Annotated in this window: 21 protein-coding genes; 11 read left to right on the forward strand and 10 right to left on the reverse strand. The window is 63.2% G+C overall.

Features of this window, described 5'->3' with window-relative positions; translation table 11 throughout:
• The first annotated feature begins 22 nt into the window (after window positions 1–22).
• The 6 genes from AC1RMG_RS04125 (at window position 23) to AC1RMG_RS04150 (ending at window position 7928) form a co-directional block, all read left to right on the forward strand.
• Window positions 23–1627 carry an FAD-binding oxidoreductase gene (locus AC1RMG_RS04125; RefSeq protein ID WP_493168432.1) on the forward strand — a complete coding sequence of 535 codons (1605 nt, stop codon included), beginning with the start codon at window positions 23–25 and terminating at the stop codon, window positions 1625–1627.
• Window positions 1624–3213 carry a glycerol-3-phosphate dehydrogenase/oxidase gene (locus tag AC1RMG_RS04130; RefSeq protein WP_401154519.1) on the forward strand — a complete coding sequence of 530 codons (1590 nt, stop codon included), beginning with the start codon at window positions 1624–1626 and terminating at the stop codon, window positions 3211–3213. The genes AC1RMG_RS04125 and AC1RMG_RS04130 overlap by 4 nt, the downstream gene beginning before the upstream one ends.
• Before the next feature lie 23 nt (window positions 3214–3236).
• Window positions 3237–4811, forward strand: coding sequence for an FGGY-family carbohydrate kinase (locus tag AC1RMG_RS04135; RefSeq protein WP_145712171.1), 1575 nt, complete (start codon window positions 3237–3239; stop codon window positions 4809–4811).
• 130 nt (window positions 4812–4941) lie between these two features.
• Window positions 4942–5445 carry a hypothetical protein gene (locus AC1RMG_RS04140; protein WP_011061062.1) on the forward strand — a complete coding sequence of 168 codons (504 nt, stop codon included), beginning with the start codon at window positions 4942–4944 and terminating at the stop codon, window positions 5443–5445.
• On the forward strand, window positions 5442–5654 hold the full coding sequence (locus tag AC1RMG_RS04145; protein ID WP_011061063.1) for a DUF4287 domain-containing protein: 213 nt from the start codon (window positions 5442–5444) through the stop codon (window positions 5652–5654). Before AC1RMG_RS04140 ends, AC1RMG_RS04145 begins: the two co-directional genes overlap by 4 nt.
• A gap of 147 nt (window positions 5655–5801) precedes the next feature.
• A complete protein-coding gene (locus AC1RMG_RS04150) occupies window positions 5802–7928 on the forward strand; it encodes a TonB-dependent receptor family protein (protein WP_492575943.1) in 2127 nt (708 codons plus the stop codon).
• Window positions 7929–8026: 98 nt separating this feature from the next.
• Here AC1RMG_RS04150 and AC1RMG_RS04155 read toward each other — a convergent pair whose 3' ends face one another.
• The 3 genes from AC1RMG_RS04155 to AC1RMG_RS04165 form a co-directional block, all read right to left on the reverse strand.
• A complete protein-coding gene (locus tag AC1RMG_RS04155; RefSeq protein ID WP_015635448.1) occupies window positions 8027–8176 on the reverse strand; it encodes a hypothetical protein in 150 nt (49 codons plus the stop codon).
• 150 nt (window positions 8177–8326) lie between these two features.
• Complete coding sequence (locus AC1RMG_RS04160; protein ID WP_493168435.1) at window positions 8327–8824, reverse strand: hypothetical protein; 498 nt, start codon at window positions 8822–8824, stop codon at window positions 8327–8329.
• 134 nt (window positions 8825–8958) lie between these two features.
• Complete coding sequence (locus AC1RMG_RS04165) at window positions 8959–9858, reverse strand: serine hydrolase domain-containing protein (RefSeq protein WP_493168762.1); 900 nt, start codon at window positions 9856–9858, stop codon at window positions 8959–8961.
• 136 nt (window positions 9859–9994) lie between these two features.
• Between AC1RMG_RS04165 and AC1RMG_RS04170 the strand changes: the two genes are divergently transcribed.
• On the forward strand, window positions 9995–10525 hold the full coding sequence (locus tag AC1RMG_RS04170) for a hypothetical protein (protein WP_047336651.1): 531 nt from the start codon (window positions 9995–9997) through the stop codon (window positions 10523–10525).
• A gap of 239 nt (window positions 10526–10764) precedes the next feature.
• Here AC1RMG_RS04170 and AC1RMG_RS04175 read toward each other — a convergent pair whose 3' ends face one another.
• From AC1RMG_RS04175 to AC1RMG_RS04185, 3 genes are all read right to left on the reverse strand, one after another.
• Entirely contained in the window at window positions 10765–12477 is a 1713-nt protein-coding gene (locus tag AC1RMG_RS04175) for an amidase (protein WP_493168438.1), read from the reverse strand.
• A gap of 178 nt (window positions 12478–12655) precedes the next feature.
• Window positions 12656–13123, reverse strand: coding sequence for a hypothetical protein (locus AC1RMG_RS04180; protein ID WP_493168440.1), 468 nt, complete (start codon window positions 13121–13123; stop codon window positions 12656–12658).
• 20 nt (window positions 13124–13143) lie between these two features.
• Window positions 13144–13992 carry a suppressor of fused domain protein gene (locus tag AC1RMG_RS04185; RefSeq protein ID WP_493168442.1) on the reverse strand — a complete coding sequence of 283 codons (849 nt, stop codon included), beginning with the start codon at window positions 13990–13992 and terminating at the stop codon, window positions 13144–13146.
• A gap of 186 nt (window positions 13993–14178) precedes the next feature.
• Between AC1RMG_RS04185 and AC1RMG_RS04190 the strand changes: the two genes are divergently transcribed.
• A complete protein-coding gene (locus tag AC1RMG_RS04190) occupies window positions 14179–14538 on the forward strand; it encodes a DUF7677 family protein (RefSeq protein ID WP_065363932.1) in 360 nt (119 codons plus the stop codon).
• A 74-nt stretch (window positions 14539–14612) separates the two neighbouring features.
• Window positions 14613–15050: an HIT family protein gene (locus tag AC1RMG_RS04195; RefSeq protein WP_493168444.1), complete on the forward strand. Its 438-nt coding sequence runs from the start codon at window positions 14613–14615 to the stop codon at window positions 15048–15050.
• A 108-nt stretch (window positions 15051–15158) separates the two neighbouring features.
• Here AC1RMG_RS04195 and AC1RMG_RS04200 read toward each other — a convergent pair whose 3' ends face one another.
• From AC1RMG_RS04200 to AC1RMG_RS04215, 4 genes are all read right to left on the reverse strand, one after another.
• A complete protein-coding gene (locus AC1RMG_RS04200) occupies window positions 15159–17378 on the reverse strand; it encodes an OsmC domain/YcaO domain-containing protein (RefSeq protein WP_015635456.1) in 2220 nt (739 codons plus the stop codon).
• Window positions 17379–17926: 548 nt separating this feature from the next.
• Window positions 17927–18601 (reverse strand): hypothetical protein, encoded by a 675-nt coding sequence (locus tag AC1RMG_RS04205; protein WP_493168446.1) that lies wholly within the window; start codon window positions 18599–18601, stop codon window positions 17927–17929.
• Window positions 18602–19057: 456 nt separating this feature from the next.
• On the reverse strand, window positions 19058–19840 hold the full coding sequence (locus AC1RMG_RS04210) for a hypothetical protein (protein ID WP_493168448.1): 783 nt from the start codon (window positions 19838–19840) through the stop codon (window positions 19058–19060).
• Between the two features lie 123 nt (window positions 19841–19963).
• A complete protein-coding gene (locus AC1RMG_RS04215; protein ID WP_011061102.1) occupies window positions 19964–20755 on the reverse strand; it encodes a response regulator transcription factor in 792 nt (263 codons plus the stop codon).
• A 139-nt stretch (window positions 20756–20894) separates the two neighbouring features.
• Here AC1RMG_RS04215 and AC1RMG_RS04220 point away from each other — a divergent pair, with 139 nt between their 5' ends.
• Both AC1RMG_RS04220 and AC1RMG_RS04225 read left to right on the forward strand, forming a co-directional pair.
• A complete protein-coding gene (locus AC1RMG_RS04220) occupies window positions 20895–21998 on the forward strand; it encodes an extracellular solute-binding protein (protein WP_015635473.1) in 1104 nt (367 codons plus the stop codon).
• Window positions 21999–22162: 164 nt separating this feature from the next.
• Window positions 22163–23347 (forward strand): contractile injection system protein, VgrG/Pvc8 family, encoded by a 1185-nt coding sequence (locus AC1RMG_RS04225; RefSeq protein WP_493168764.1) that lies wholly within the window; start codon window positions 22163–22165, stop codon window positions 23345–23347.
• Window positions 23348–23464 lie beyond the last annotated feature (117 nt).

The raw sequence follows: 23464 nt of genomic DNA on the forward strand, positions 1-23464 counted from the left end.
AACAGCAGAAGGACACACACGCATGCGACGCTGGAACGGTTGGGGGGATGCATCCACGGTGGTCGAATTGCCGGCCCAGGGCGCGGGGTTTCTCGCCGAGCGCCTGGGGCCGGGACGCAGGTTGCCGGAGGCGACCCTGGAGCAGGCCCTGGCCCGGGTGCCGGCATCGCGCCTGCAAGCCCATGACTTGTACAGCATCAGTGCCGAGGACCGGCTGCTGCACGCCCGCGGCCAGAGCCTGGCGGACTGGCTGGCGCTGCGCGAGGGCGAGCTGGGGGCCTACCCGGACGCCGTGGCGTTCCCGGAAACCGCCGAACAGATCCGCCAGTTGCTGGCCCTGGCCGAGGACCGCGACCTGTGCCTGATTCCCTACGGCGGGGGCACTTCGGTGGCCGGGCACATCAACCCCGGCTGGTCCGAGCGGCCGGTGCTGACGGTGTCCCTGGCGCGCATGAGCCGCCTGCTGGACCTGGACGAAGACAGTCTGCTGGCGACCTTCGGTCCCGGGGCCAGCGGCCCTCAGGTGGAAAGCCAGCTGCGGGCCCGGGGCTACACCCTGGGGCACTTTCCCCAGTCCTGGGAACTGTCGACCCTGGGCGGCTGGGTCGCCAGCCGCTCCAGCGGCCAGCAGTCGTTGCGCTACGGGCGCATCGAGCAGCTGTTCGCCGGCGGCACCCTGGAAACCTTTGCCGGGCCGATGCCCATCGCCACCTTTCCGGCGTCCGCCGCCGGGCCGGACCTGCGCGAGGTGGTGCTGGGCAGCGAAGGGCGCTTCGGGATCATTTCCGAGGTCAAGGTGCGGGTCAGCCGCCTGCCCGATGACGAACGTTTCTACGGGGTGTTCCTGCCCGACTGGCAGCAGGCCCTGCAGGCGGTGCGCGCCCTGGCCCAGGCCCGGGTGCCGCTGTCGATACTGCGCCTGTCCAATGCCCTGGAGACCGAAACCCAGCTGGCCCTGGCCGGCCACCCGACGCAGATCGCCTGGCTGGAAAAGTACCTGGCCTTGCGCGGCGCCGGGGCGGGCAAGTGCCTGTTGACCTTCGGCGTGACCGGCAACCGCCGGCAGAATGCCCTGTCCCTGCGCCAGGCGCGCCAGCACCTGAAGGCTTTCGGCGGGGTGTTCACCGGCACCCTGCTGGGCAAGAAATGGGCGCAGAACCGCTTTCGCTTTCCCTACCTGCGCGAAAGCCTGTGGAATGCCGGCTACCTGGTGGACACCCTGGAGACCGCCACTGACTGGAGCAATGTCGACCGCCTGCTGCAACGCATCGAGCAGAGCCTGCGTGACGGCCTGGCCGCTGAGGGCGAGCAGGTGCATGTGTTCACCCACCTGTCCCATGTCTATGGCGAAGGGTCGAGCATCTACACCACCTACGTGTTCCGCCCGGATGCCCAGTACCCGGCGACCCTGGCCCGTTGGCAGGCGCTCAAGCACGCTGCCAGCCAGACCATCGTCAACCACCGCGGCACCATCAGCCACCAGCACGGCGTGGGCAAGGACCATGCGCCGTACCTGCTGCGGGAGAAGGGCCCGCTGGCCATCGATGCGCTGCAGGCCCTGAGCCGCCACTTCGACCCGGCCGGGCGCCTCAACCCCGGCACCCTTTTGGAGCCCCGTGAACCATGAGCCAGGACTGGAATGCCCAGTGGCGCCAAGAGGCGTTGTCCGGGCTGGCGGCGCAAGCCTGGGACCTGATCGTGATCGGCGGCGGCATCAGCGGCGCCGGCATCCTGCGCGAAGCGGCGCGGCGCGGCTGGCGCTGCCTGCTGCTGGAACAGCGAGACTTTGCCTGGGGCACCTCCAGCCGCTCCTCGAAGATGGTCCATGGCGGCTTGCGCTATATCGCCAAGGGCCAGTGGCGCCTGACCCGGGATTCGGTGCGCGAGCGCCAGCGCCTGTTGCAGGAGGCCCCGGGGCTGGTGGAGCCCATGAGCTTCCTGATGCCCCATTACCGCGGCAAGTTTCCCGGGCCCAGGGTGTTCGGCGGCCTGCTGAGTGTGTATGACGCCCTGGCCGGGCGGCGCAATCATCGCTTCCACGATGCCCGGCAGCTGGCTTTCCTGGCCCCCGGGGTCAAGGAGCCGGGGCTGTTGGGGGGGACCAGTTTTCTCGACGCCCTGACCGACGATGCGCGGCTGGTGATGCGGGTGCTGGCCGAGGCCCGGGCCGATGGCGCCCAAGTGTTCAACGGCGTTCGGGTCACCCGCCTTTTGCGCGAGAACGGGCGGGTCTGCGGGGTGCAGATCGAGGACAGTGAAGGCGGGCAGCCGCAACAGGTGCGCTGCGCGGCCCTGGCGGTCGCTACCGGCGCCTGGGCCGAGCGCCTGCGCCCGGCGGACCGCGTGCGCCAGCTGCGGCCCTTGCGCGGCAGCCATCTGCTGCTGCCGGGCTGGCGCTTGCCGGTGGCCCAGGCCTTCAGCTTCATGCATGCCGAGGATGGCCGGCCGGTGTTCGTCTTCCCCTGGGAGGGCGCCACCGTGGTCGGCACCACCGACCTGGATCACCGCGATGACCTGGACCAGAGCGCCAGCATCAGCCAGGAAGAGCTTGAGTACCTGCTGGCCGCCTGCGCCCAGCAGTTTCCCCAGGCCCTGATCACTGCCGGCGACGTGCTGTCGACCTGGGCCGGGGTGCGCCCGGTGGTGGCCAGCAGCGACGGCCAGCAGGGCAAGCCTTCCAATGAAACCCGCGAGCATGTGCTGTGGCAGGAACCCGGCTGCGTGACCCTGGCCGGCGGCAAGCTCACCACCTTCCGGCCCCAGGCCATCGAAGTGCTGCAGGCCTGCGGAGCGATGCTCGGGCGTGAAGTGGTGGACGACGGCGCCCCGGTCTTCACGCCTGTGGCGCCCCTGGAGATCCCCGGCCTGAGCGGCGCCCAGGTGCGGCGCCTGGCTGGCCGCCACGGCCGCCATCTGCCGCGGCTGGCGCAGTGGGTGGCGACCCTGGGCGGCGATTGCGTCGGCGCCAGCGACACCCTGTGGGCCGAGCTGGCGTTTGCCGCCGAGGCGGAAATGGTCCTGCACCTGGACGACCTGCTGCTGCGCCGCACCCGCATCGGCTTGCTGCTGGCCGAGGGCGCCGCCCAGTACCTGCCGGCCATCCGCCGCCTGTGCCAGCCACAGCTGGGCTGGGACGACGAGCGCTGGCAGGCCGAGGAACAGCGCTACCGGGCCCTGTGGCAACGCCATCACAGCCTGCCGCCACTCGCCTAACGATGCTCAACCAAGAGAGCCCCATGGATAACCACAACAACAATAAGCAGGACTACCTGCTGGCCATCGACAACGGCACCCAGAGCGTTCGTGCGCTGCTGTTCGATCTCAAAGGCAACCTGCTGGGCAAGGGCAAGGTGGAGCTTGAAGCCTATTTTTCCAGCCGGCCCGGCTGGGCCGAACAGCACCCCGACTACTACTGGGCCAAGCTCGGCGAAGCCTGCCAACTGCTCTGGCAGCAGACCGGCATCGACCGTTCGCAGATCCGCGGCGTGTCCCTGACCACCCAGCGCGGCACCCTGATCAACGTCGATGCCCAGGGCCGCGCGCTGCGCCCGGCGATCCTCTGGCTCGACCAGCGCCAGGCCGAGGTCGAAGGCAAGATCAAGGGGCCCTGGGGCTGGTTGTTCAAGTTGATCGGCGCCGAGGCCACGGTGGATTATTTTCGCGCCCAGGCCGAGGCCAACTGGGTGGCTCAGGAGCAGCCCGAAGTGTGGGCCGCCACCGAGAAGTTCCTGTTGCTCTCGGGCTTTCTCACCCATCGCCTGACCGGCAATTTCGTCGACTCGGTGGGCTGTTGCGTGGCCTACCTGCCGTTCGACTACAAACGCCTGCGCTGGGCCGCCCCCAGTGACTGGAAGTGGCAGGCCCTGGCGGTGCGCCAGGAGCAGTTGCCGACCCTGCTCAAGCCCGGGGAAACCCTGGGCCGGATCACCGCCGAGGCCAGCCGCCATACCGGCATACCCGAAGGCCTGCCGCTGATTGCCGCGGGTGCCGACAAGGCCTGCGAAGTGCTGGGCTCGGGCGTCCAGGACTCGACCACCGCCTGCCTGTCCTACGGCACCACGGCCACCATCACCACCACCCGTTCGCGCTACCTGGAAGTGGTGCCGCTGATCCCGCCGTACCCGGCGGCGGTGCCGGACCACTACAACTGCGAGGTGATGATCTTTCGCGGCTACTGGATGGTCAGCTGGTTCAAGCAGCAGTTCGGCCTGCGCGAAGTGCAGCAGGCGGCGGAGCAGGGGCTGGAGCCGGAGCAGCTGTTCGACGCCCTGGTCCAGGCGGTGCCGCCCGGGTCCATGGGCCTGACCCTGCAACCCTACTGGTCGCCGGGCATCCGCGAGCCGGGCATGGAAGCCAAGGGGGCGATGATCGGCTTTGGCGACGTGCACACCCGGGCGCACATCTACCGGGCCATTCTCGAAGGCCTGGCCTATGCCCTGCGCCAGGGCATGGAGCGCATCGAAAAGCGCTCCAGGCTGAAGATCAGCCGCCTGCGGGTGGCCGGCGGCGGCTCCCAGAGCGACGCGGCCATGCAACTGACGGCGGACATCTTCGGCCTGCCGGTGGAGCGGCCCCATGTCTATGAAGCCTCGGGGCTGGGTGCGGTGATCGCCTGCGCAGTGGGCCTGGGGCTGTACCCGGACTTCGCCACGGCCATCAGTGCCATGACCCGGGTTGGCGCAGTGTTCGAGCCCCAGCCCCAGGCGCAGCAGATGTACCAGCGGCTGTACAGCGAGGTCTACCTGCGCATGTACCGCCAGCTCAAGCCGCTGTACCAGAGCATTCGCGAGATCACCGGTTACCCGGCTTAGCGAAAGCGCCGGCCAGCGGCCGGCAGGGGGGCGAACCTCTGCGGGGTAAAAAGTTCTTCCAGGCGCCAGGGCTGATCTATCGTGATCAAGGGGCAGGGCCCCTTCGACCCCCCACGCCTGCGAGACGAGCATGAACCGCCAGGAAGCGCTGAACATCCTGTGGAAGCGACTGTTCCTCATCTTTGTACTGCTATTGGCGGCATCCCTGGTGTCGGTGGCCATGGCCGATGGCTACACCATTCCCTCGGTGGTGTTCATTGCCGGCAACATCGGCGGCTATGTCGGTTTTCACCGCCAGCTTTCCAGCCTCAGCGAGGAGGAAATCATTGGGCTGTGCAGTTCCTGGTTCAGCCTGGTACTGCCGTCATTCATCGGCGGCATCCTCGCGGGGCTGCTGTATATCCTGTTCATTTCCGGGGTGGTGCAAGGGGAGCTGTTTCCAAAGATCGTCGCCGATGAAACCTGTCGCTACAGCGAGAACAGCTTCTATGTGATCTTCTGCCAGCACGCCGGTGGCTATGCCGCCTACGCCAAGCTATTGTTCTGGTCCTTTGTCGCGGGGTTCAACCAGAACTACGTGGTGGACCTGATCGACAACATCAAGGGCAGCCAGAAGACGGAGAATCAGCCATGAGTGAACAGAGCAAAGGGCCGGCGTCGTACTTCCCCTCCATTGAAAAGCACTACGGCCAGCCCATCGGGCACTGGCTGGAGCTGCTGGCAACGGTCGACGGCAAAAAGCATATGGAGCTGGTGGCCTGGCTCAAGACCGAACACGGCATGGGCCATGGCCACGCCAATGCCCTGGTGGCGCACTTCCTGGCGGCCAGCAAGGGCCGCTAGTCCCCGGGGCGCCATTCTTCGCCAGTGAAAGCCTGACTGCCGACATCCGCTTTCCTGGCGAAAAAAGCCAAATTCCCCTGTGTTCTCTTCGTTCTTTCCTACGTCGCACCTTGCATTGCCCTCTTTCTGCCTGTCGGAGTTTTCTCGATGTCTTCGCCAAAATCCTTGCCCACGGCCCTGTTGGGCCTGGCCCTGGCCTGCCCGGCATTTGCCGAAACCCGTGCCGTGGAGCTGGCTCCGGCGCAGGTCCTGGGGCAGGAACAGGGCGGTGAGGGGCAGCCGGAGCAGGAAGCCGCGGCGCGGCTGGCCCAGGTGCCCGGCGGCACCAATGTGGTGGACATGCGCCGCCCGCTGCAGGGCCGGGTGGCCAGCAACCAGGATGTGCTGGCCTACCAGCCCGGGGTCTATGCCCAATCGGCGGGCAACGAAGGGGTGAAGATCTCGATCCGCGGCTCGGGCATCAACCGCGCGCCGGGTGCCCATGCCTCGGGGCTGTACACCATGCTCGACGGTCTGCCCCTGACCGGCCCTGGCGGCACCCCCTATGAGTTGCTGGAGCCCCTGTGGGTCGACCACGTAGAGGTGCTGCGCGGCGCCAACGGGTTCGACCGTGGCGCCCTGGCCCTGGGCGGGGCCATCGACTACGTCAGCCACACCGGCTATGACGCACCGCTGTTGCAGGTGCGCTACGCCACTGGCAGCCACGGTTATCAGCAGCGTCAGGTCAGTTCCGGGCAAGTGCTGGGGGATTTCGACTATTACGTGTCATTGACCGACTCCAATGCCGACGGCTACCAGGATCACACCCGCAGCCAGAGCAAGGGGCTGATCGGCAACTTCGGCTACCGCTTCAACCCGAACCTGGAAACCCGCTTCTACCTGCGCTACCGCGAGACCGACAACGATCTGGCCGGGCGCGTGACCAAGCGCTCCATCGAACACGACCCGCGGGCGGCCAACCCGGCCTACGTCAGCCGCGACGACCGGCGCAAGCAGCCGGGCAGTACCTTTGTCGGCAACAAGACCACCTATTACCTGGACGACGATTCGAGTATCCAGGCCGGGCTGGTGTACCACGACTACCCCATGGACCTGCGCGAAGGCCCCAACCGTCTGAAGGTGGCCTACAGCGACGTCAGCGGCACCCTGGACTACAAGCGCCGCGACAGCCTCTGGGGCCTGGAAAGCCGCAGCACCCTGGGCCTGCGGGTGACCAAGCACCTGCCCAATGACGGTGCCAGCGAGTTCGTGCGCATTCCCACCGGCAATACCGCGACCTACGCGCCGGGCACGCGGATCCGCAACTTCACTTACCAGGGCTCGGACACCGTCCTGCACGTTGGCAATGACCTGGAGATCGCCGACGACCTGTGGCTGACCACCGGGCTGGCGGCCATCTACACCCGCCGCGAAAGCGCGGTGACCTACCCCGAGGGCGGCGGCAAGACCAGCCTTGGCGACTGGGACTACGCGCCGCGCCTGGGCCTGCGCTACCAACTGAACCCGGATCTGCAACTGTTCGCCAACCTCAGCCGCTCGGTGGAAGCGCCACACCCCTGGTCGCTGATCTACAGCGCCAATCAGCGTTTTCCGGCCGGCAGCGGCGTCGCCACCGGTGCCCAGCGCGACCCGGTCAAGCTGCGCAATCAGACCGCTACCACCCTGGAACTGGGCGGGCGCGGCGACAGCAGCCTGGGCCAGTGGAGCCTGGCCTGGTACTACGCCCAGGTGCGCCACGAACTGCTTTCGGTGCTGCCGGACGCCAACGCCACCACGCCTTACGAACTCAACGCCAGCCCCACCGTGCACCAGGGTGTGGAAGCCAGCCTGCAGAGCGAGCTGTGGTCGCGCCCGGGCGTCGGCCGCCTGAGCCTGCGCCAGGCCTATACCTTCAGTGATTTCCACTACCGCGACGATCAGCGTTTCGCCGACAACCGCCTGCCGGGCCTGCCCATGCACTACTACCAGGGCGAGCTGCGCTACGACTGGCCCCTGGGCTTCTTCGCCGCGGTCAATACCCAGCTGGTGTCCAAGGTGGCGGTGGATTACGCCAACAGCTACTACGCCGATCCCTATGCGCTGTTCGGCGCCACCCTGGGCTACAACGCGCCGAAGAACGACTGGCAGACCTGGGTCGATGTGCGCAACCTGACCGACAAGCGCTACGCCGCCACCGTGACCCCGGGCTATGACGACAAGGGGCTGGACGCGGCGCGTTCAACGCCGGGGGAGGGGCTGGGGGTGTACCTGGGGGTGTCCTGGAGCCTGCGCTGAAAGCAGGGCCGCGAGCGAGCCGACACCCGCCAATGAAAGTGCCCGCAGCAGCGGGCACCTGGTTCATGCCGGGCGGTGTCAGCCCGGGCGGCAGTGATTTACCACTGGCCCGAGAACACGCAGGTCAGCGCTTCGATGGCGCTGAACTTCCACAGCGAGTCGCCGCAGTCGCTGGCAAAGGCGTGGGCGTTGGAGGCGGTGAGGGCCAGGGCGATGGCCGAGGCATAGACGATTTTCTTGAGCGACATGGGAAAACTCCTTGTTATGAATCCGCACGTTCTTGTAGGCGCCGTCCTGAAGGGGGGGCTGCTGCGGACTATAGGCCCGTGCTGCCTCCGGCACTATTAGCCCGAGTGTGCTAATGGCCCATGCGCATCACTGTGCCACCCGGCCCTGGCTCAGTTGCGAAAATACAGCTCGTCCAGCTGCCGCCGGCGTATCACCAGGTACTCCTCCCAGACCTTGGGGAAATCCTCGTCCCGGGTCAGGGGGAAGGTCAGGTAGTAAGTCCGACCGGTGACACTGATGTACTCCCGCACCCGCTTGTACGCCGGCTGTTCCAGCAGCGAGATGTATTCGTCATAGGCGTAGTGGTAGTGGGAAATCGTCACCCGATGGGGCGCGATCATGCAGCGGGAGAAGTCGATCACCCAGCCATGGCTCATGTCGCTGCCCAGGTAGCCGTAGACCCCATCCTCGGAGAGGCTGATGGCTTTTCGTGCCTGTACCCCATCCTCATCGTTGACCAGCACGATCTGGCTTTCGAAGTAGCGGATGGCCTGTTGCTCGGGGCCGCGCAACTGCAGGTTCCAGCCGACGGCGCCCATGCGGAACTCGCCCTGCTCGGTATATTCGGCAGTCCAGCCGTTGGCAAGGGTAATGCGGTGTGTGGTCATTGTCGTCCTGGTGATGGCTGTCCCTGAAGGCTGGGGATTGTACGTCAGCCGCTGTGCGAAACGGCAGGGCCCGTGGCGCCCGGTCAGTCATGCCAGCATGCGAGCTGTCCTGTGACTGTGGCCGTGCCCTGTGGCTAGTTCGCCAGTGCGTGGCGCAGATGCGCCAGGGCCCGGGTTTCGACCTGGCCCTGGTCGCTCCCCGGACTGAAGACCGCGCAGCAGGCGCTGGTGCCGGCGACGTTGGCGCGATAGACCGCCAGCGTGCTGCCGGGGCCGCTGCCGGTGTGGCCGTAGAGCGTCAGGCCAGACTCGACAGTGCCCACCATCAGGCCCATGGCATAGCCGGGAGCGACCCAGGGCCGGCCGGCCATCGGCCCGCCCAGAACCTGGGCCTGCTGCATGCCTGCCAGCAGTGCCGGGGGCAATAGCGCGCTGCTCAACAGCCGATCCAGCAGCAGCACCGCCTCCGCCAGGGGCCCCACCAGCAGGCCGTGGTAGACCCAGCCGGGGTGGTAGTCGCCCAACTGGCCCAGGTCCACATCCCGCAGGTCTTCGCGGGTCACAGCGAGGCGCGTGCGAGACAAGCCCAGGGGCGCCAGTACCCGTTGTTGCAGGGCAAGGTGCAGGGGCAGGTCCGTCGCCTGCTGGATCAGCTGCGCCACGAACAGGTAGCCCACATTGGAGTAGCGCCACTGGCTGCCGGGGGCGTAGCGCAGGCGGCTGGCGTCCAGGCGCTGCAGCATCTGTGCGCCGGGCCATGCATCCTCGTTGCGCAAAACCGCGTCGTGGTAGTCGCTCAGCTCGCTGTAGTCCGCCAGCCCGGCCTGATGCCGCAGCAACTGGCGCAGGGTGAAGGGGCCCTGGGGCAGCGGCTCATCCAGCCCCAGCAGGCCGTCGCGCACCAGGGTCAGGGCCGCTGCGCAAAGCACGGTCTTGGTGAAGCTCCACCAGGGCACCAGTGGCTGGGGTTGCTGTGGGGCCAGTGGTTGGCCGTTGTGGATCAGGGCATGAAGCACGGAGGGGATGTCCTTGATGGGCTGTGTTGCCGCGCGCTGTTGGGTCAATCAGGCCGTGAGCGGCCCTGCAGGGTACGGCATAATGCGCGGCCGTTTTGGCTAAACCTAGGAATTGATCAGGAGGATCAGGCTGGCTATGTACAGACTTGGGCACATGATAGACAACCAGTGGGTCGAGCACAGTTATCCGCCGGTATTCGTGGTGGCCCCCGTTGGCGAGGGGCAGCGCGTGGTGGCGGGCGTTCCAGGCTCGGACCCGCAGGTCCTGCTCAGCCTGCTGGGCTGCCTGGCCGAACCGCTGGTGCTGCTGTTCGTGCTGCACACGCCCCGGGACGAATCGCAAGCCGGACGCTACTGGAGCCCGCAGCTGTCGCGTGAGGACGTTCAGGATTTCATCTACGACTTCAAGCCACTGCTCTGTGGCGACAGCCGTTTCGACCTGTGGGTCCACTCGCCCGAGCAACAGGCCACCGTGGTCTGGGACCGGCACAACCTGATCTATGGCTACGGGCCGCTGGAAGACTACGCCACGGCCCTGCGCGCACTGGGCTTCGGCCATGGCGAGCCGCAGTTGCCCGTGCCCCATACCCACCACTACCACCCGCAGCTGGACGACCTGTGCCGGCAGTTGCTCACCCACTTCGATTGGCAGCACTCGCCATTGCGGCCAGAGGATGAGCAGTGAGGGAGTGAGGTTAAGTCCAGGGTTTGCAGACCCTGGGCCGGAGCCTGCATGAGGGGCGCTTGAAACGCCCGGATCAGGCTTGAATCGGCTGGCCGATGCAGCGCTGGAAGAGCTGTTCCATAGGCTCCAGGTGGCCGTTGAGAGTCAGGTGGTTGTCTGAGCCTGGTGCAGGCAAGTCAAATGGCAAGTGGATTACCCGCGGCGTGAATCGGGGCCGTTGCGGCCCCGGTCCCGGTTTGTCACTGGCCGCTATGCAAGGCCGGCGTGCGCGGTGGAATCAGGCGCTTGCTGCCGGTGGCCTCGAAGGCCGAAGCCAGGCGCAGCAGGCTCGAGTCGTCATAGGCGCGCCCGGCGAAGGTCAGCCCCACCGGCATGCCGATGTCCGCCATCACCCCCATGGGCACGGTAACGGTGGGCACCCCCAGGTGGCGGATGGCGAGGTTGCCGTTGGCCACCCACACGCCGTTGCTCCAGGCGATGTCTGCCGACTCGGGATTGATATCGGCATCGGCCGGGCCAACGTCGGCCACGGTGGGGAACAGCACGGCGTCCAGCCCCAGGCGGTCCATCCAGTCTTCCAGGTCGATGCGCCGGGTCTGCTCCAGGCCGCGCAGGCCGTCGGCCAAGGTGGCGATCTGGTCCCAGGTCTTGAGCCCGCGCTTGGCCATGTTCACGTATTCGTCCATGCCGGCGGCCAGGTCGTCTTCGCGGTTGGGCAGGGTGCCGGGGTCGTGGGGGAAGATCTGCGGCCCGTCGACATTCGCCAGGCGGTTGAGCTTGGGGTCGTCGTTGGCCCGCAGGAAGTCGTCGAAGGCCCAGCCCGAGAGCTCCCACAGCTCGTCGTGGAGGAACTCCTTGCTGACCAGGCCGCGGTTGTACACGGTCGGCGCGCCGGGGCGGTCGCCCTCGCAGTTGGACACCAGGGGGAAGTCCACTTCCAGTACTTGCGCGCCGGCGGCCTCCAGGGCCTGGCGCGCCTGTTCCCAGAGGCTGATCACCGAGAGCCGGGTATGGATGCGCTGGCCGGTGGGGCCGCCGATGCCCGGTTTCTCGCTGGTGCCGGCCTCAGGGTCGGCATTGATGTACATGCGCGGCACGCCAAGGCGCTTGCCCTTGAGCGCCGCGGCGCCGGCCGCCAGTTGCGGGTAGGAGGCCGGGCGCACCGAAGCGACGCTGGGGATCGGCACCCAGGGCTGCAGGCGCCACAGGTCGCCGCGGGTGTCCGGGTCTTCGGCCACCACCACGTCCAGCACTTCCAGGAGGTCGGCCATGGTCCGGGCAAAAGGCACCACCACGTCCATGGTCGGGGTCAGCGGCCAGTTGCCGCGCACCGAGATCACCCCGCGCGACGGGGTATAGGCGCACAGCCCGTTGTTGGAGGCCGGGCCACGGCCGCTGGACCAGGTTTCCTCGGCCAGGCCGAAGGCGGCGAAGCTGGCGGCGGTGGCGGTGCCGGCGCCATTGGACGAGCCCGAGGCGAAGGGCGCGGTCAGGTAAGCGGCGTTATAGGGGCTTTCGGCGCGGCCATACACGCCACGCTGCATGCCGCCGTTGGCCATGGGCGGCATGTTGGTCTTGCCCAGGCAGATGGCCCCGGCAGCCCGCAGGCGCTCGATGGTGAAGGCGTCGCGGTAGGCCACCAGCTCGGCGAAGGCCGGGCTGCCGGAAGCAGCCGTCAGGCCCTTGACCAGGTAGCTGTCCTTGGCGGTGTAGGGAATGCCGTCCAGCGGGCCCAGGGTCTGGCCCTTGGCGCGGCGCTCATCGGCGGCCCGCGCCTCGTTCAGCGCCTCGGGGTTGCGCACCACCACGGCGTTGAGGGCGGTGGCGGTGTTCGGGCCGTCATAGGCCTCGATCCGCGCCAGATAGGCCTGGACCAGTTCCACCGAGGTGGTCTGCCCGGATTCCAGGGCAGCGCGCAGGTGGGCAATGGAGACTTCGGTGACTTCGATCATGCTGCTACCGCCGTTGGCTGGTGGGTGATGAGGTGCAGAGGGCGCAACGGGGCGCGGGTTTTCGGGTATTGGCTGTGCATGGTGATTCTCGTGGTACGGCTGGCACGACAAGGGTGGCATGGGAACGCTGGGGGCCTTTTTAGCATCTAGTGCGGGGCAGAGGAATCGGCTTGATGGATTATTGCTTCAGGCCAGCTGCGCCAGGGCCTGCGGGCTCCACGTTGAACTCGCCAAGGTAGTCCAGGGTTGCCGTGCTTGCGGGCAGGCGTTGATTGGCGCCGCCGGAGATCGATTTGTGGTCACCGTAAATCGACTCGCAGCCAACGATGATGAAATGGCTGTAGCCGGAGTCGGTGCGCGTGCGCAGCTGGTGTTTTTCGGCGTCGCTGCGGATCAGCGATTCCAGGTATTGCGGGCCGTCTTCACTGCCGATCAGCTCGACGAAATCGGAGTCCATGTAGTACCCCAGCTCCTGTTTGAGGCCCCAGCTGGGGTTGCGTGCTTCCCAGGCGCTGAACTCGGCGTCGCTGGCGTCGGCCCCGGGTTCGGGCTCCCACTGTTCGAAGGCAAACCGTTCGGCCTCTGCCTGGTCCGGGAACCGGGCAGCGAACAGGTAGAAAGGAAAGTAGGCATCGGCTTCTGACATGGACGGCTAGGCTCCTTGGTTCAGATCAGGCTGGCGCGCTGCAAATGGCTGATATGACCATGGCCGGCGGCGCTCAAGCGCACGGCCAGGTCTTCCCGGGCCTGGGCCCCGCCGCTGCGCACGTACTCCAGCTCCGCGGCGGTGATCAGCACCACCGGCACCAGGGTCACGGGGGACAGCGGCATGTCTTCCAGGCGTGTCGGGAAGTCCGGGGCCGGGCCGCCCACCAGTACCCCGGCGCAGTCGTCGGCGCTGATGAAATGCGCTGGCAGTTGCTCGCTCATGGCGCGGGACTGGCTGACGCCGGGCAGTTCCAGGGACAGCACCCCGTAGCGCTGCAGGCGTGCAGTGAGGCCACCGGCATCGGCCGTGGTGTTGGCCACGCAGCGCAGCAGTTCGAAAGCCCAGCTATCGGCGAACGGATAGACATCACCCACCGCGCCCTGGGCATGGGGTGGGATGTCCGGGGTTTCGACGAACAGTTCCATCTCGAAACCATTGCCCAGATCATCGCCTGTGACCCCATCGAACGGGTCGGACAGGCCCTCGGTGGCGAGAATGATGCCGTTGTTGCGACGCACGATGCGATAGGCCTGGCGCGTGGAGGGCCAGTGCGAGCCGCCCATGAAACTGGGGCTGATGGCGAAGCCCAGGACGTCTTGCTCACAGTGGCCGACCGCTTGCCAGTGGCGATCGAGGCAGGCGGCACCGGCCTCCATCAGGGCAATGCCGGCCAGCTCTGCTTGGGTTGGCTGGTACTGGGCGTAGGGCTCCTCTGCGGCGGCCGGCTCGCCGGCGGGCAGGGTGGGCTCGGCCTTTTGTGGCGCCGGCTTTTTGAAGACGCTGAGCAGTTTTTCCAGGAAATTCATCGGGCGATCCTTGCGGGGCAAGTGCGTTGCACAAGGCGCACAGCACAGGGGTAGAGAGAGGGGGCACATTGTGACGGGTTTGCCGTGCCCATGGAAACCGACGGATGCAAGTTGCACGAAGCCTTGCCTTGCCGGTGTGGCTGCCCGAGAATCCGCCCCGGTCCGCTATCAAGGAAAGTGATCAGCATGTCTTACCCGAAGAAGCTAAGTCCGGAGTTTTCCGGGGCACTGAGAACCTTCAGTTTCTGGGTCGCCAACGGCACCTTGGGCTATCCGTTGCTGGAAGGCGTCGACTACCGCAGTTGCCTCGGGGACGAGCCGAGCATGCTGGAGATGGCCTATGCCATTTTTGCCAATGTGCTGGAGCTGGACGAGCAGGGCGTACCGGTGAATGCCAAGTACGCCGAGCACCGGGCGGCGCAGTACATCCGCCAGTATTGCGATCCGGGCTACCAGGCACGGCCGGCGTTCGAGGACTGGGAGCAGGAGCTGTACGGCCCGCCCGAGCGGGACGACAGCAAGCCCTGGCCAGCCGGCGTGGCCTAGGTTTTTCGACGGCTGGATACAAGCCTCTGGCACTATGGCTTCGAAACGACGAACCCCCTCATCAAGGATTATGAATGTCGCTGATTTCGCAACGTGTAGAACTGGCCCGACAGGGTGCCAACGACAAGGTGATTTGCCGCATGGCTTCGGGCTGGGCGGTGATGGGCGATGTGCAGTTTCTTGAGGGCTATTGCCTGTTGTTGCCAGACCCGGTGGTGGCCAGCTTGAACGACCTGGATGCCCAGGCCCGGGCCACCTACCTGCTGGACATGGCCCGCATCGGCGATGCGCTGCTCGAGGCCACCGGAGCGCTGCGCATCAACTATGAAATCCTCGGCAACTCGGAGCCTGAGTTGCATTGCCATATCTTTCCCCGCTACGCCTCGGAGCCGGAAGGCAAGCGCCGGATGCCGGTGTGGTTCTACGACTGGAAGACCGCGCCGCCCTATGTCGAGGCCGAGCACGGCCCATTGCGCCAGCAGCTTGCCCGGATACTGGTTGGCCAATTGTAGGAGCGAGCTTGCTCGCGATGGTCGTTAACGAAAACGCCGCGTTCACTGGGGGAGCGCGGCGTGCTTGAGTGCTTCGCGAGCAAGCTCGCTCCTACAAGGGGCTGTTGATCAGCGGTTTGCTGCGCTCCACTTGGCTCGCGCTGCGTGCAGCTTCTTGTAGCTGTCGATCAGCCGCAGGTGGCGGTCCAGGCCTTCGAGCTGCAGGTTGGTCGGGGTCAGGCCGTAGAAGCGCACGCTGCCTTGCACCGAGCCGATCACCGCGTCCATCCGTTCGTTGCCGAACATGCGCCGCAAGTTGGCCTCGTAGTCGCCCAGTTCCAGCTCGTCGTCCAGCTCCACTTCCAGCACCGCGTTCAGGGCCTGGTAGAACAGCCCGCGCTCGACGGTGTTGTCGTTGTATTGCAGGAACATCTCCACCAGCTCCTTGGCCGGGTCGAACTGCCCCAGGGCCACGTGGATCAGCAGCTTCAGCTCCAGGATGGTCAACTGGCCCCAGGCGGTGTTGTCGTCGAACTCGATGCCGATCAGGGTGGTGATGTCGGTGTAGTCGTCCAGTTCGCTTTCTTCCAGGCGCTCCACCAGCGAGCGCAGGCCGTCTTCGTCCAGGCTGTGCAGGTTGAGGATGTCTTCACGGAAGAACAGCGCCTTGTTGGTGTTGTCCCAGATCAGGTCGTCCACCGGGTAGATTTCCGAGTAGTCCGGCACCAGGATGCGGCAGGCCGTGGCCCCCAGGTGTTCGTACACCGCCATGTAGACTTCCTTGCCCAGGCCCTCGAGGATGCCGAACAGGGTCGCGGCCTCCTCGGCGTTGGCCGCCGCTCTTTCACCGCTGCTGCCCTGGCTGGTGAAGTCCCACTCGACGAATTCGAAATCCGCCTTGGCGCTGAAGAAACGCCACGACACCACGCCGCTGGAGTCGATGAAGTGCTCGACGAAGTTGTTCGGCTCCATCAGCGCCTGGCTTTCGAAGGTCGGCTGCGGCAGGTCGTTCAAGCCTTCGAAACTGCGGCCCTGGAGCAGTTCGGTGAGGCTGCGCTCCAGCGCCACCTCCAAGCTCGGGTGGGCACCGAACGAGGCGAACACGCCGCCGGTGCGCGGGTTCATCAGGGTCACGCACATCACCGGGAACTCACCGCCCAGGGACGCATCCTTGACCAGCACCGGAAAGCCTTGTTCTTCCAGGCCCTGGATGCCGGCCAGAATGCTCGGGTACTTGGCCAGCACTTCCTGAGGTACATCCGGCAGGGCCATCTCGCCTTCGAGAATCTGGCGCTTGACCGCCCGCTCGAAGATCTCCGACAGGCACTGCACCTGGGCTTCGGCCAGGGTGTTGCCGGCGCTCATGCCGTTGCTCAGGTACAGGTTCTCGATCAGGTTGGAGGGGAAATACACCACCTCGCCGTCGGACTGGCGCACATAGGGCAGGCAGCAGATACCGCGCTCGATATTGCCCGAGTTGGTGTCGTACAGATGCGAGCCGCGCAGCTCGCCATCCGGGTTGTAGATGGCCAGGCAGTGCTCGTCGAGGATCTCCTTGGGCAGCTCATCCTTGCGCCCCGGCTGGAACCAGCGCTCGTCCGGGTAATGCACGAACTCGGCGTTGGCGATCTCTTCGCCCCAGAACTGATCGTTGTAGAAGAAGTTGCAGTTCAGGCGCTCGATGAACTCGCCCAGGGCCGAGGCCAGGGCGCTTTCCTTGGTGGCGCCCTTGCCGTTGGTGAAGCACATCGGCGACTGCGCATCACGGATATGCAGCGACCAGACGTTGGGCACGATATTGCGCCACGAAGCGATTTCGATCTTCATCCCCAGGCCCGCGAGGATCCCGGACATGTTGGCGATGGTCTGCTCCAGGGGCAGGTCCTTGCCGGCAATGTAGGTGCCTTCGCTGGAGCCCGATTGCGGCATCAACAGCGCCTGGGCATCGGCGTCGAGGTTTTCCACTTCCTCGATGATGAATTCGGGGCCGGTCTGCACCACCTTCTTCACCGTGCAACGGTCGATGGAACGCAGGATGCCCTGGCGGTCCTTGTCGCTGATGTCCGCCGGCAGCTCGACCTGGATCTTGAAGATCTGGTTGTAGCGGTTTTCCGGATCGACAATGTTGTTCTGCGACAGGCGGATATTGTCGGTGGGGATATTGCGGGTCTGGCAGTACAGCTTGACGAAGTACGCCGCGCACAGCGCCGAAGAAGCCAGGAAATAATCGAACGGCCCCGGCGCCGAACCATCGCCCTTGTAGCGGATAGGTTGGTCGGCCACCACCGTGAAGTCGTCGAACTTGGCTTCAAGTCGAAGGTTGTCGAGAAAGTTGACCTTGATTTCCATGGGGGGCACCGGCGTGACGAGGCAAAAAAATGGGGGGCATTATCCGGGTTTTTACCGGGTTGTGGGGTGGTTTTTGTGCGGGGAGGGGCAGCGAGTTAGCGTTGCTTGAGTGCAGCTCATTGGTTTTCGCAACAGAATGTCGAATGGGGATGTCTGAATGTGGTACTGCATCTCCCTTTCTTTGATATGTCTGTATCGAATGAAGAACCGTGCTCATTGGGATGAGCACGGTTTCCGTTAGCGTTTCGGAGCGCTACGGAGGTGGCGTCTTATATGTTCACGCTGACCATTGCGGGTACGATCGTATGCGCGAACAGAGACAGTCTTTTCATCAGTACAAGACATTTTCTATCCCCTTTTAAAGAGAGAGAACGCGGTGGACATTGTCGGCTGCCCACGCACTCTGTATTCTGATTTCGTGAGGACTCAGTTCAGAGTGTTCCGGCAGACAGATGCCGCGAAATTACCGTTCTGTGCTTGAGCCTTTAGTACAGGGAGGGGTTGCACCCCCTTTCCTGTACGCTTTCTCAAGCCCACCTTTTGTTAATTCAGAAGAGTTTGTTCATCTTATCTATATCGCTGTCCTCATACAGACTTATCATTTTTTTGTGCCTCTCTTCGGAAATAATCCGTGAGTCGGGCAGGTGGCCGATTAGGTAGCACTTGATAGTACTTATGATGTGCTGAGTAATTTTCTCCTCGATCTCGGCCTGCATCTCCTCCTTTGAATACTGGGTTCCATAATCGAAAATGCTGACAAACCACTTGTTTTTGAGCAGGTGGAAACTCATGACGTTGCGTGTCGTTCTGGTGCTAGTTTTTATGTGTTTTTCATCGGTCACTCGATTGAAGTAGGCCGAGTCGATCCTGAAGTGCTCGTATGATTCTCTGTGGTCGTTTCGCGGAGTCCAAAACTCGGGAATGACAAAAACCAGTCTCTGCAGAACTTGTTCCGGCAGATTTTCGGGAGGGGTAATGGTCACCAGAAGATGTCCCACAAGCTCGGGGAACGCGTTCGGCGGTTTTTTCCAGTTAAACGTGCAAGCCACCACATTCTTACCTTCGATACCGAGAATCTCGGCTTTGTCGATGGTGTTTTGGACGAGTAAACGCATGTCATCGCTGATCGACAGCTCAGCGCCCTCGACCAGCCTTTGATATTCGTTGAGAACATCTTGGTCCAGCCTGACGCTGACGGATTTTTTTACTTTCTGCTCGCTCACGGACGCCACCAAAAGATTACGAATTCATACGTAAACTATACACGATGAATACGATTTGCATAGGTGCTTAGGATTTCTTTGGCTTTCTCCGCCCCTGCCCTGGCAGGGGCGATGATGGCTGCTCGATGATCACGCGCTGGTCTTAGGGGTAGGTACTCAGTGAAATCTAAAGGGGCCCTCAACTCATGATGTTTTGTTGGAGCATTCAAATTGAACGGAAGGAGTTCAAGATCGTTTTGCCTCCTTCTTCCCGGCTTGCGCAAAGGCGTCAGCCTGATTCAAGACATCTGGCAACTGAACGGGCCTGAAACCTAACTAAAAATATGCCCCCCGGCCCAAATCACTCTTTTTGTCGAAAAGTTGAAGCAGGTTTAACCGATCGGCTTTTCTAGTTGATTCATGACCCGCCCCAGCCACCATCAATTGGCTGCTGTTGCAGTTCCCTTTCTCCGAGCGTCATTCCACGTAGCGCAGCCACAGGTGAGTGCGACCGCGAACAGCCTCGACAACCGTTGAAACCACGGCTTGCCGGTCCTTCTCAGGGGTGTTGTAGAGCGCACAAAAATCGCTCGCCACCGCGCTGGCGACGCAAAGGTCGGCAGGCTCTGCACGCAGGAAGCCGAGGTAGGACGCGCCCACCCCGATCAACTCATAGCCATGGGCCTGGGCGAAATGGCGGGCCACCGCAAAGTTCTGCGCGGGGCCCAGGTCGCAACTGAAGTAGCCGTTGGGAAAAGCGGCGAGCGCCTGATAGGACTGCTCGACGGGCACCAGGAGTGCCGAGAGGGGCTGGTCGAGCAGTGATACAGGGTTTTGCTGATAGTCCACCCATTCGTGCAGGGCTGGCTCATCAAGGGTCAGGCCGTGGGCGCAAGCGTCTTCGAACGAGCTGCCTGCCACCAGGTCAGTGAAGTTGCGCAAGCAGATCGCGAACTCGGCCTTGGTGGTGGGGTAGCCCAGGTATTCACCCTGTTCGAAGCACTCTGCAGGTAGCAGGGCGATCTCCTGCTCCGAGGCATCGTCCAGCCCCAGGTTGTTGCGGGCATGCCCGGAGGTGTAGCGGGCCTGTGGCAGATCATCCAGCGAGAGAAGGGGCTGGAAACCCGGGTGGTCGCCCGCGATCTTGCGGTAGGCGTCGATCAGCTCATCCAGGCTGGAAATGGCGCTCAGGCTGTATTCATCGCAGGTGCCAGCGGCGGGGTTGCCAGGCATTGCGTTACCGCGAAATTGGATATCCATCGAATGGCTACCGGCTCCATGTGGGTGTTCAGGCGAATGAGCAACGCTCGGTCGAACGTACGTGAGCCTGCTGGTGCTCTCGCTGTTCGTGCCAGGCCCGTGAGTTCATTCCAGGCCCGGGGCCTAGCTTAAAGAGAGCACATCCTGCCTGGGCATGAAGAAGCGTGCAAAGAGTTCGGACTGGGACTTGATGTTCAACTTGGCGTAGATGTTGCGGCGGTGCACTTTGATCGTCTCTGTGGAGAGGGAGAGCTTTCCTGCGATTTCCTTGTTGGAAAAGCCACTGAGCAGCAGCCTGAGCACATCACTTTCCCGCGTGGTTATCTGGGTACCAAACTGGGTGATCGTCTCCGGCCATTGCGGCGGTTCGCTGAGGCTTTTTTCCACATCGACTTCGAAGCACATGCGTTGATGCATGAGTGCCGTGACCCACGGCTTGATGATGTCCAGCATGGTGATGTGTTCCTGGCTGAAATGGGCGTTGCTGCCAATGGAAATGCACAGTGTTCTGTCAGCATCGAGCTGGATGTTGTATTGCACTTCATCTACGCAAATATATTGTGCAAAGTACTTGTGGTAGTACTCGGTTTCAACAAAGTACTCCGGCGCTATATCCAGTAGATGAAAGAAGCCGCTCTGCGGGTTTTCCCGGTTGGCGATATAGAAGGGGTCCAGCAAATACAGGCCTTTTACATAGAGGTGAATGAACGCATCCACTTCTTCTGCATCTGCCACCTCGGGCAGGCTGACAACTTGCACTTGTTGATTGCTGAAGATCAAAACCACCCAGTTATCAATCTGCACATATTCATTGAGTGTGCGGATAAGTGAGCTCCAGAACTCTGGGCGATTCAACTGCAGAATCAGTTTTCCAATCGAACGGTGCCAGGCCAGGCTATGAAGATCGAGTGGCATTTTCTACCCCTTTAGGGTTAGGGAATGGTCGGCCGGAGCTAAGTAATCGTAGGTATTTACTATTGGCTGATGCCCGGTATATTCGCTGGCACGGGTTTACGACCGCCATGAGGGCACGTCGTCTGGACAAGGATGTTGCATGAGAAAGTCACGTTTGCGAACCATTTTTTCGGCTGCGTTTCTCTATGCCGGAATAAGCACAACGGCGGGTGCCGCAGAGCCTGCCATGTACCTCTACAACTGGTTCGGGCTGCTCGCACCAGAGACTCCAAAGGAGTTCGAACAGGCCACCGGCACCCGTATCCACATGGATGCCTTCGACAGCGCCGATATCATGCAGAGCAAGGTCATGGCCGGGCGCACGGGGTATGACGTGGTGGTGGCGACCTCCAATGTACTGCCCAGCCTGATCCAGGCCGGAGTCCTGCAGCCACTTGATTCAGGTCAACTGAGTAACCTGTCCCATGTCGATCCCGCCATCCTGGCGCAACTGGCGGTCAATGACCCTGGCAATCGCTACGCCGTGCCCTACTTGTGGGGCACCACCGGCATTGGTTATGACGTGGATAAAGTCAAGGCAGCCCTGGGTGACAATGCCCCGGTCAATAGTTGGGACCTGATCTTCAAGGAAGAGAACATCAGCAAGCTGCAGTCTTGTGGTGTGGCCATGCTCGACTCTCCCAGCGAGATCATCTCGATTGCCTTGAATTACCTCGGGCTGCCCAGCAACAGCAAGAACCCGGATGATTACCAGAAGGCGCAAGCGCTGCTGTTGAAGATTCGCCCCTATATCCTTTATTTCGACTCCTCCAGAATCGACACCGACTTGGCTGGCGGCAACATCTGTGTCGTTGTGGGCTGGGCCAATGGCGCCCTGGCTGCGCAGGCCGCCAATGAAAGTGCCAATACCGGGCGCAGGATCAACTACAGCCTTCCTCGTGAAGGTGCGCTGGTCTGGTCGGAAAACCTGGTGCTGTTGAAAGATGCCCCTCACCCCAAGGAAGGGCTGGCCTTCATCAACTATATGTTGCGCCCGGAAGTGATTGCCAAGACCTCGAATCACACGCTTTATCCTAATGGCAATAAAGATGCCACCGAGTTTGTCGAGCAGAAGTTGCGCGATAACCCCTGGATTTATCCAGACAAGCAAACCATCGCCACATTGGTTCCACTTGAGCCGCTGCCTTTGAAACTGGAAAGAATCCGCACTCGGGTCTGGACCAAGGTGAAGAGCAGTATCTGATCTGAGTTGACTCTTCGCTTGCTGTTTCATGCACATCGTTATTGTGTGTGAGCGCATTGTTCAAACACTCGGAGACATGTACGCGTCTTGTGCAAGATGAACTTTTGCGCAAGGCGCTGCACGACCGTGCCCATTCAACAGGTTATGCAATAAGAGAACAGTGGATGTTCAGCCCAGCCAATGCACCCCGGTTCAGCCTGACAATCGACGGTTTTGCGCACGACTTCAAGGTGCGCGCGTTCACCGGAGAAGAGGCGATCAGCAAGCCTTATTTCTTCAATGTGGAGTGTGTGAGCGAGCGACCGGATCTGGATCTGCAATGCCTCTTCGATGTGCCGGCTTTTCTGGCATTCGACACTTGGGGCAATAGCATTCATGGGCGCATCTATCACATTGCGCGAGGCCCGGACGCTCAAGGCTTGACGCACTACAACCTGGCCCTGGTGCCGCACCTGTCCTACTTGCGTCACCGTATCAACAAGAGGATCTATCAGCAGTTCTCGGTGCCCGCTATCGTCGCCCTGGTCCTGGAGGAGCATGGGATTCTGGGAGATGCCTACCGCTTTGAGCTCGGGGCGAGCTACCCCGAGCGTGACTGCTGCACCCAGTACGATGAAACCGATCTGCATTTTATTCAGCGCCTGTGCGAGGAAGAGGGAATTCACTTCCACTTCCAGCACAGCGCTCAAGGCCACGTGCTGGTTTTTGGCGATCAGCAGGCAGTATTCCCCGCGATCGGGCCGACCACGGCTTTTACCCCCGGGCACGATGGGCTCACCACCCTGTTACCGATCGGTCACGGCACGCCGACAAGCCTGCGTGCCAGGGAATCGCGCCAGGTTGAAGGGCAAGGTACGCAGAGCGGGCTGCTCAGTGGTCATGTCCTGGAAACCTCGGGCCAGGGCAGCGACCTCTGGCTACTGACTCAGGTCATTCATGAGGGCAAGCAACCACAGGTTGCGGATGAGAGCGTCGCCAATGGCCACACTGACAACCAGGATCAACTGCGCCAGGGTTATCGCAACCGTTTCACCGCGCTTGCGTTGGACCTTTGCTATCGCCCGCCTTTGGCTCATGAGAAGCCTCTGGCGCCAGGCAACCAGACGGCGCTGGTCATCGCCCTGGAAGACCAGGCGAACTCACGTGGTCAGCGCTTCGAAAGGGTCAAGGTCAAGTTTCCCTGGGACCGCGAAGGTCGGTTCGACGACAAGAGCAGTTGTTGGCTGGCCGGTACTGCCAATTGGCGTTGTGAAGTGACGCCGCTGCGACCCGGTGTGGAGGTCAAAGTCGCATTTCTTGAAAACGACCCCGATCAACCGCTGATCAGCGGTTGCCTGTGTTGCGGCTGATACGCCATTGCCCTGAACGCGCATCAAGCCGCCAGGAAGAAGGTCCGGACCGCGCTCGATAGTGAATCGTCGGTTGCCATCAGTGGCCTGATCCCAGGCCTCGGTCCTGACGCCAGG

It is taken from the genome of Pseudomonas sp. GW822-FHT04H02 (assembly GCF_058800645.1).

Excerpts from the sequence above, each read along its gene's own strand:
- AC1RMG_RS04220 (WP_015635473.1), top strand. The coding sequence starts at position 20,895 with ATGAGAAAGTCACGTTTGCGAACCATTTTTTCGGCTGCGTTTCTCTAT.
- AC1RMG_RS04145 (WP_011061063.1), top strand. The coding sequence starts at position 5,442 with ATGAGTGAACAGAGCAAAGGGCCGGCGTCGTACTTCCCCTCCATTGAA.
- AC1RMG_RS04135 (WP_145712171.1), top strand. The coding sequence starts at position 3,237 with ATGGATAACCACAACAACAATAAGCAGGACTACCTGCTGGCCATCGAC.
- AC1RMG_RS04185 (WP_493168442.1), bottom strand. The coding sequence starts at position 13,992 with ATGAATTTCCTGGAAAAACTGCTCAGCGTCTTCAAAAAGCCGGCGCCA.
- AC1RMG_RS04175 (WP_493168438.1), bottom strand. The coding sequence starts at position 12,477 with ATGATCGAAGTCACCGAAGTCTCCATTGCCCACCTGCGCGCTGCCCTG.
- AC1RMG_RS04170 (WP_047336651.1), top strand. The coding sequence starts at position 9,995 with ATGATAGACAACCAGTGGGTCGAGCACAGTTATCCGCCGGTATTCGTG.
- AC1RMG_RS04225 (WP_493168764.1), top strand. The coding sequence starts at position 22,163 with ATGTTCAGCCCAGCCAATGCACCCCGGTTCAGCCTGACAATCGACGGT.
- AC1RMG_RS04215 (WP_011061102.1), bottom strand. The coding sequence starts at position 20,755 with ATGCCACTCGATCTTCATAGCCTGGCCTGGCACCGTTCGATTGGAAAA.
- AC1RMG_RS04200 (WP_015635456.1), bottom strand. The coding sequence starts at position 17,378 with ATGGAAATCAAGGTCAACTTTCTCGACAACCTTCGACTTGAAGCCAAG.
- AC1RMG_RS04190 (WP_065363932.1), top strand. The coding sequence starts at position 14,179 with ATGTCTTACCCGAAGAAGCTAAGTCCGGAGTTTTCCGGGGCACTGAGA.
- AC1RMG_RS04125 (WP_493168432.1), top strand. The coding sequence starts at position 23 with ATGCGACGCTGGAACGGTTGGGGGGATGCATCCACGGTGGTCGAATTG.
- AC1RMG_RS04210 (WP_493168448.1), bottom strand. The coding sequence starts at position 19,840 with ATGGATATCCAATTTCGCGGTAACGCAATGCCTGGCAACCCCGCCGCT.
- AC1RMG_RS04155 (WP_015635448.1), bottom strand. The coding sequence starts at position 8,176 with ATGTCGCTCAAGAAAATCGTCTATGCCTCGGCCATCGCCCTGGCCCTC.
- AC1RMG_RS04150 (WP_492575943.1), top strand. The coding sequence starts at position 5,802 with ATGTCTTCGCCAAAATCCTTGCCCACGGCCCTGTTGGGCCTGGCCCTG.
- AC1RMG_RS04140 (WP_011061062.1), top strand. The coding sequence starts at position 4,942 with ATGAACCGCCAGGAAGCGCTGAACATCCTGTGGAAGCGACTGTTCCTC.
- AC1RMG_RS04130 (WP_401154519.1), top strand. The coding sequence starts at position 1,624 with ATGAGCCAGGACTGGAATGCCCAGTGGCGCCAAGAGGCGTTGTCCGGG.
- AC1RMG_RS04160 (WP_493168435.1), bottom strand. The coding sequence starts at position 8,824 with ATGACCACACACCGCATTACCCTTGCCAACGGCTGGACTGCCGAATAT.
- AC1RMG_RS04180 (WP_493168440.1), bottom strand. The coding sequence starts at position 13,123 with ATGTCAGAAGCCGATGCCTACTTTCCTTTCTACCTGTTCGCTGCCCGG.
- AC1RMG_RS04195 (WP_493168444.1), top strand. The coding sequence starts at position 14,613 with ATGTCGCTGATTTCGCAACGTGTAGAACTGGCCCGACAGGGTGCCAAC.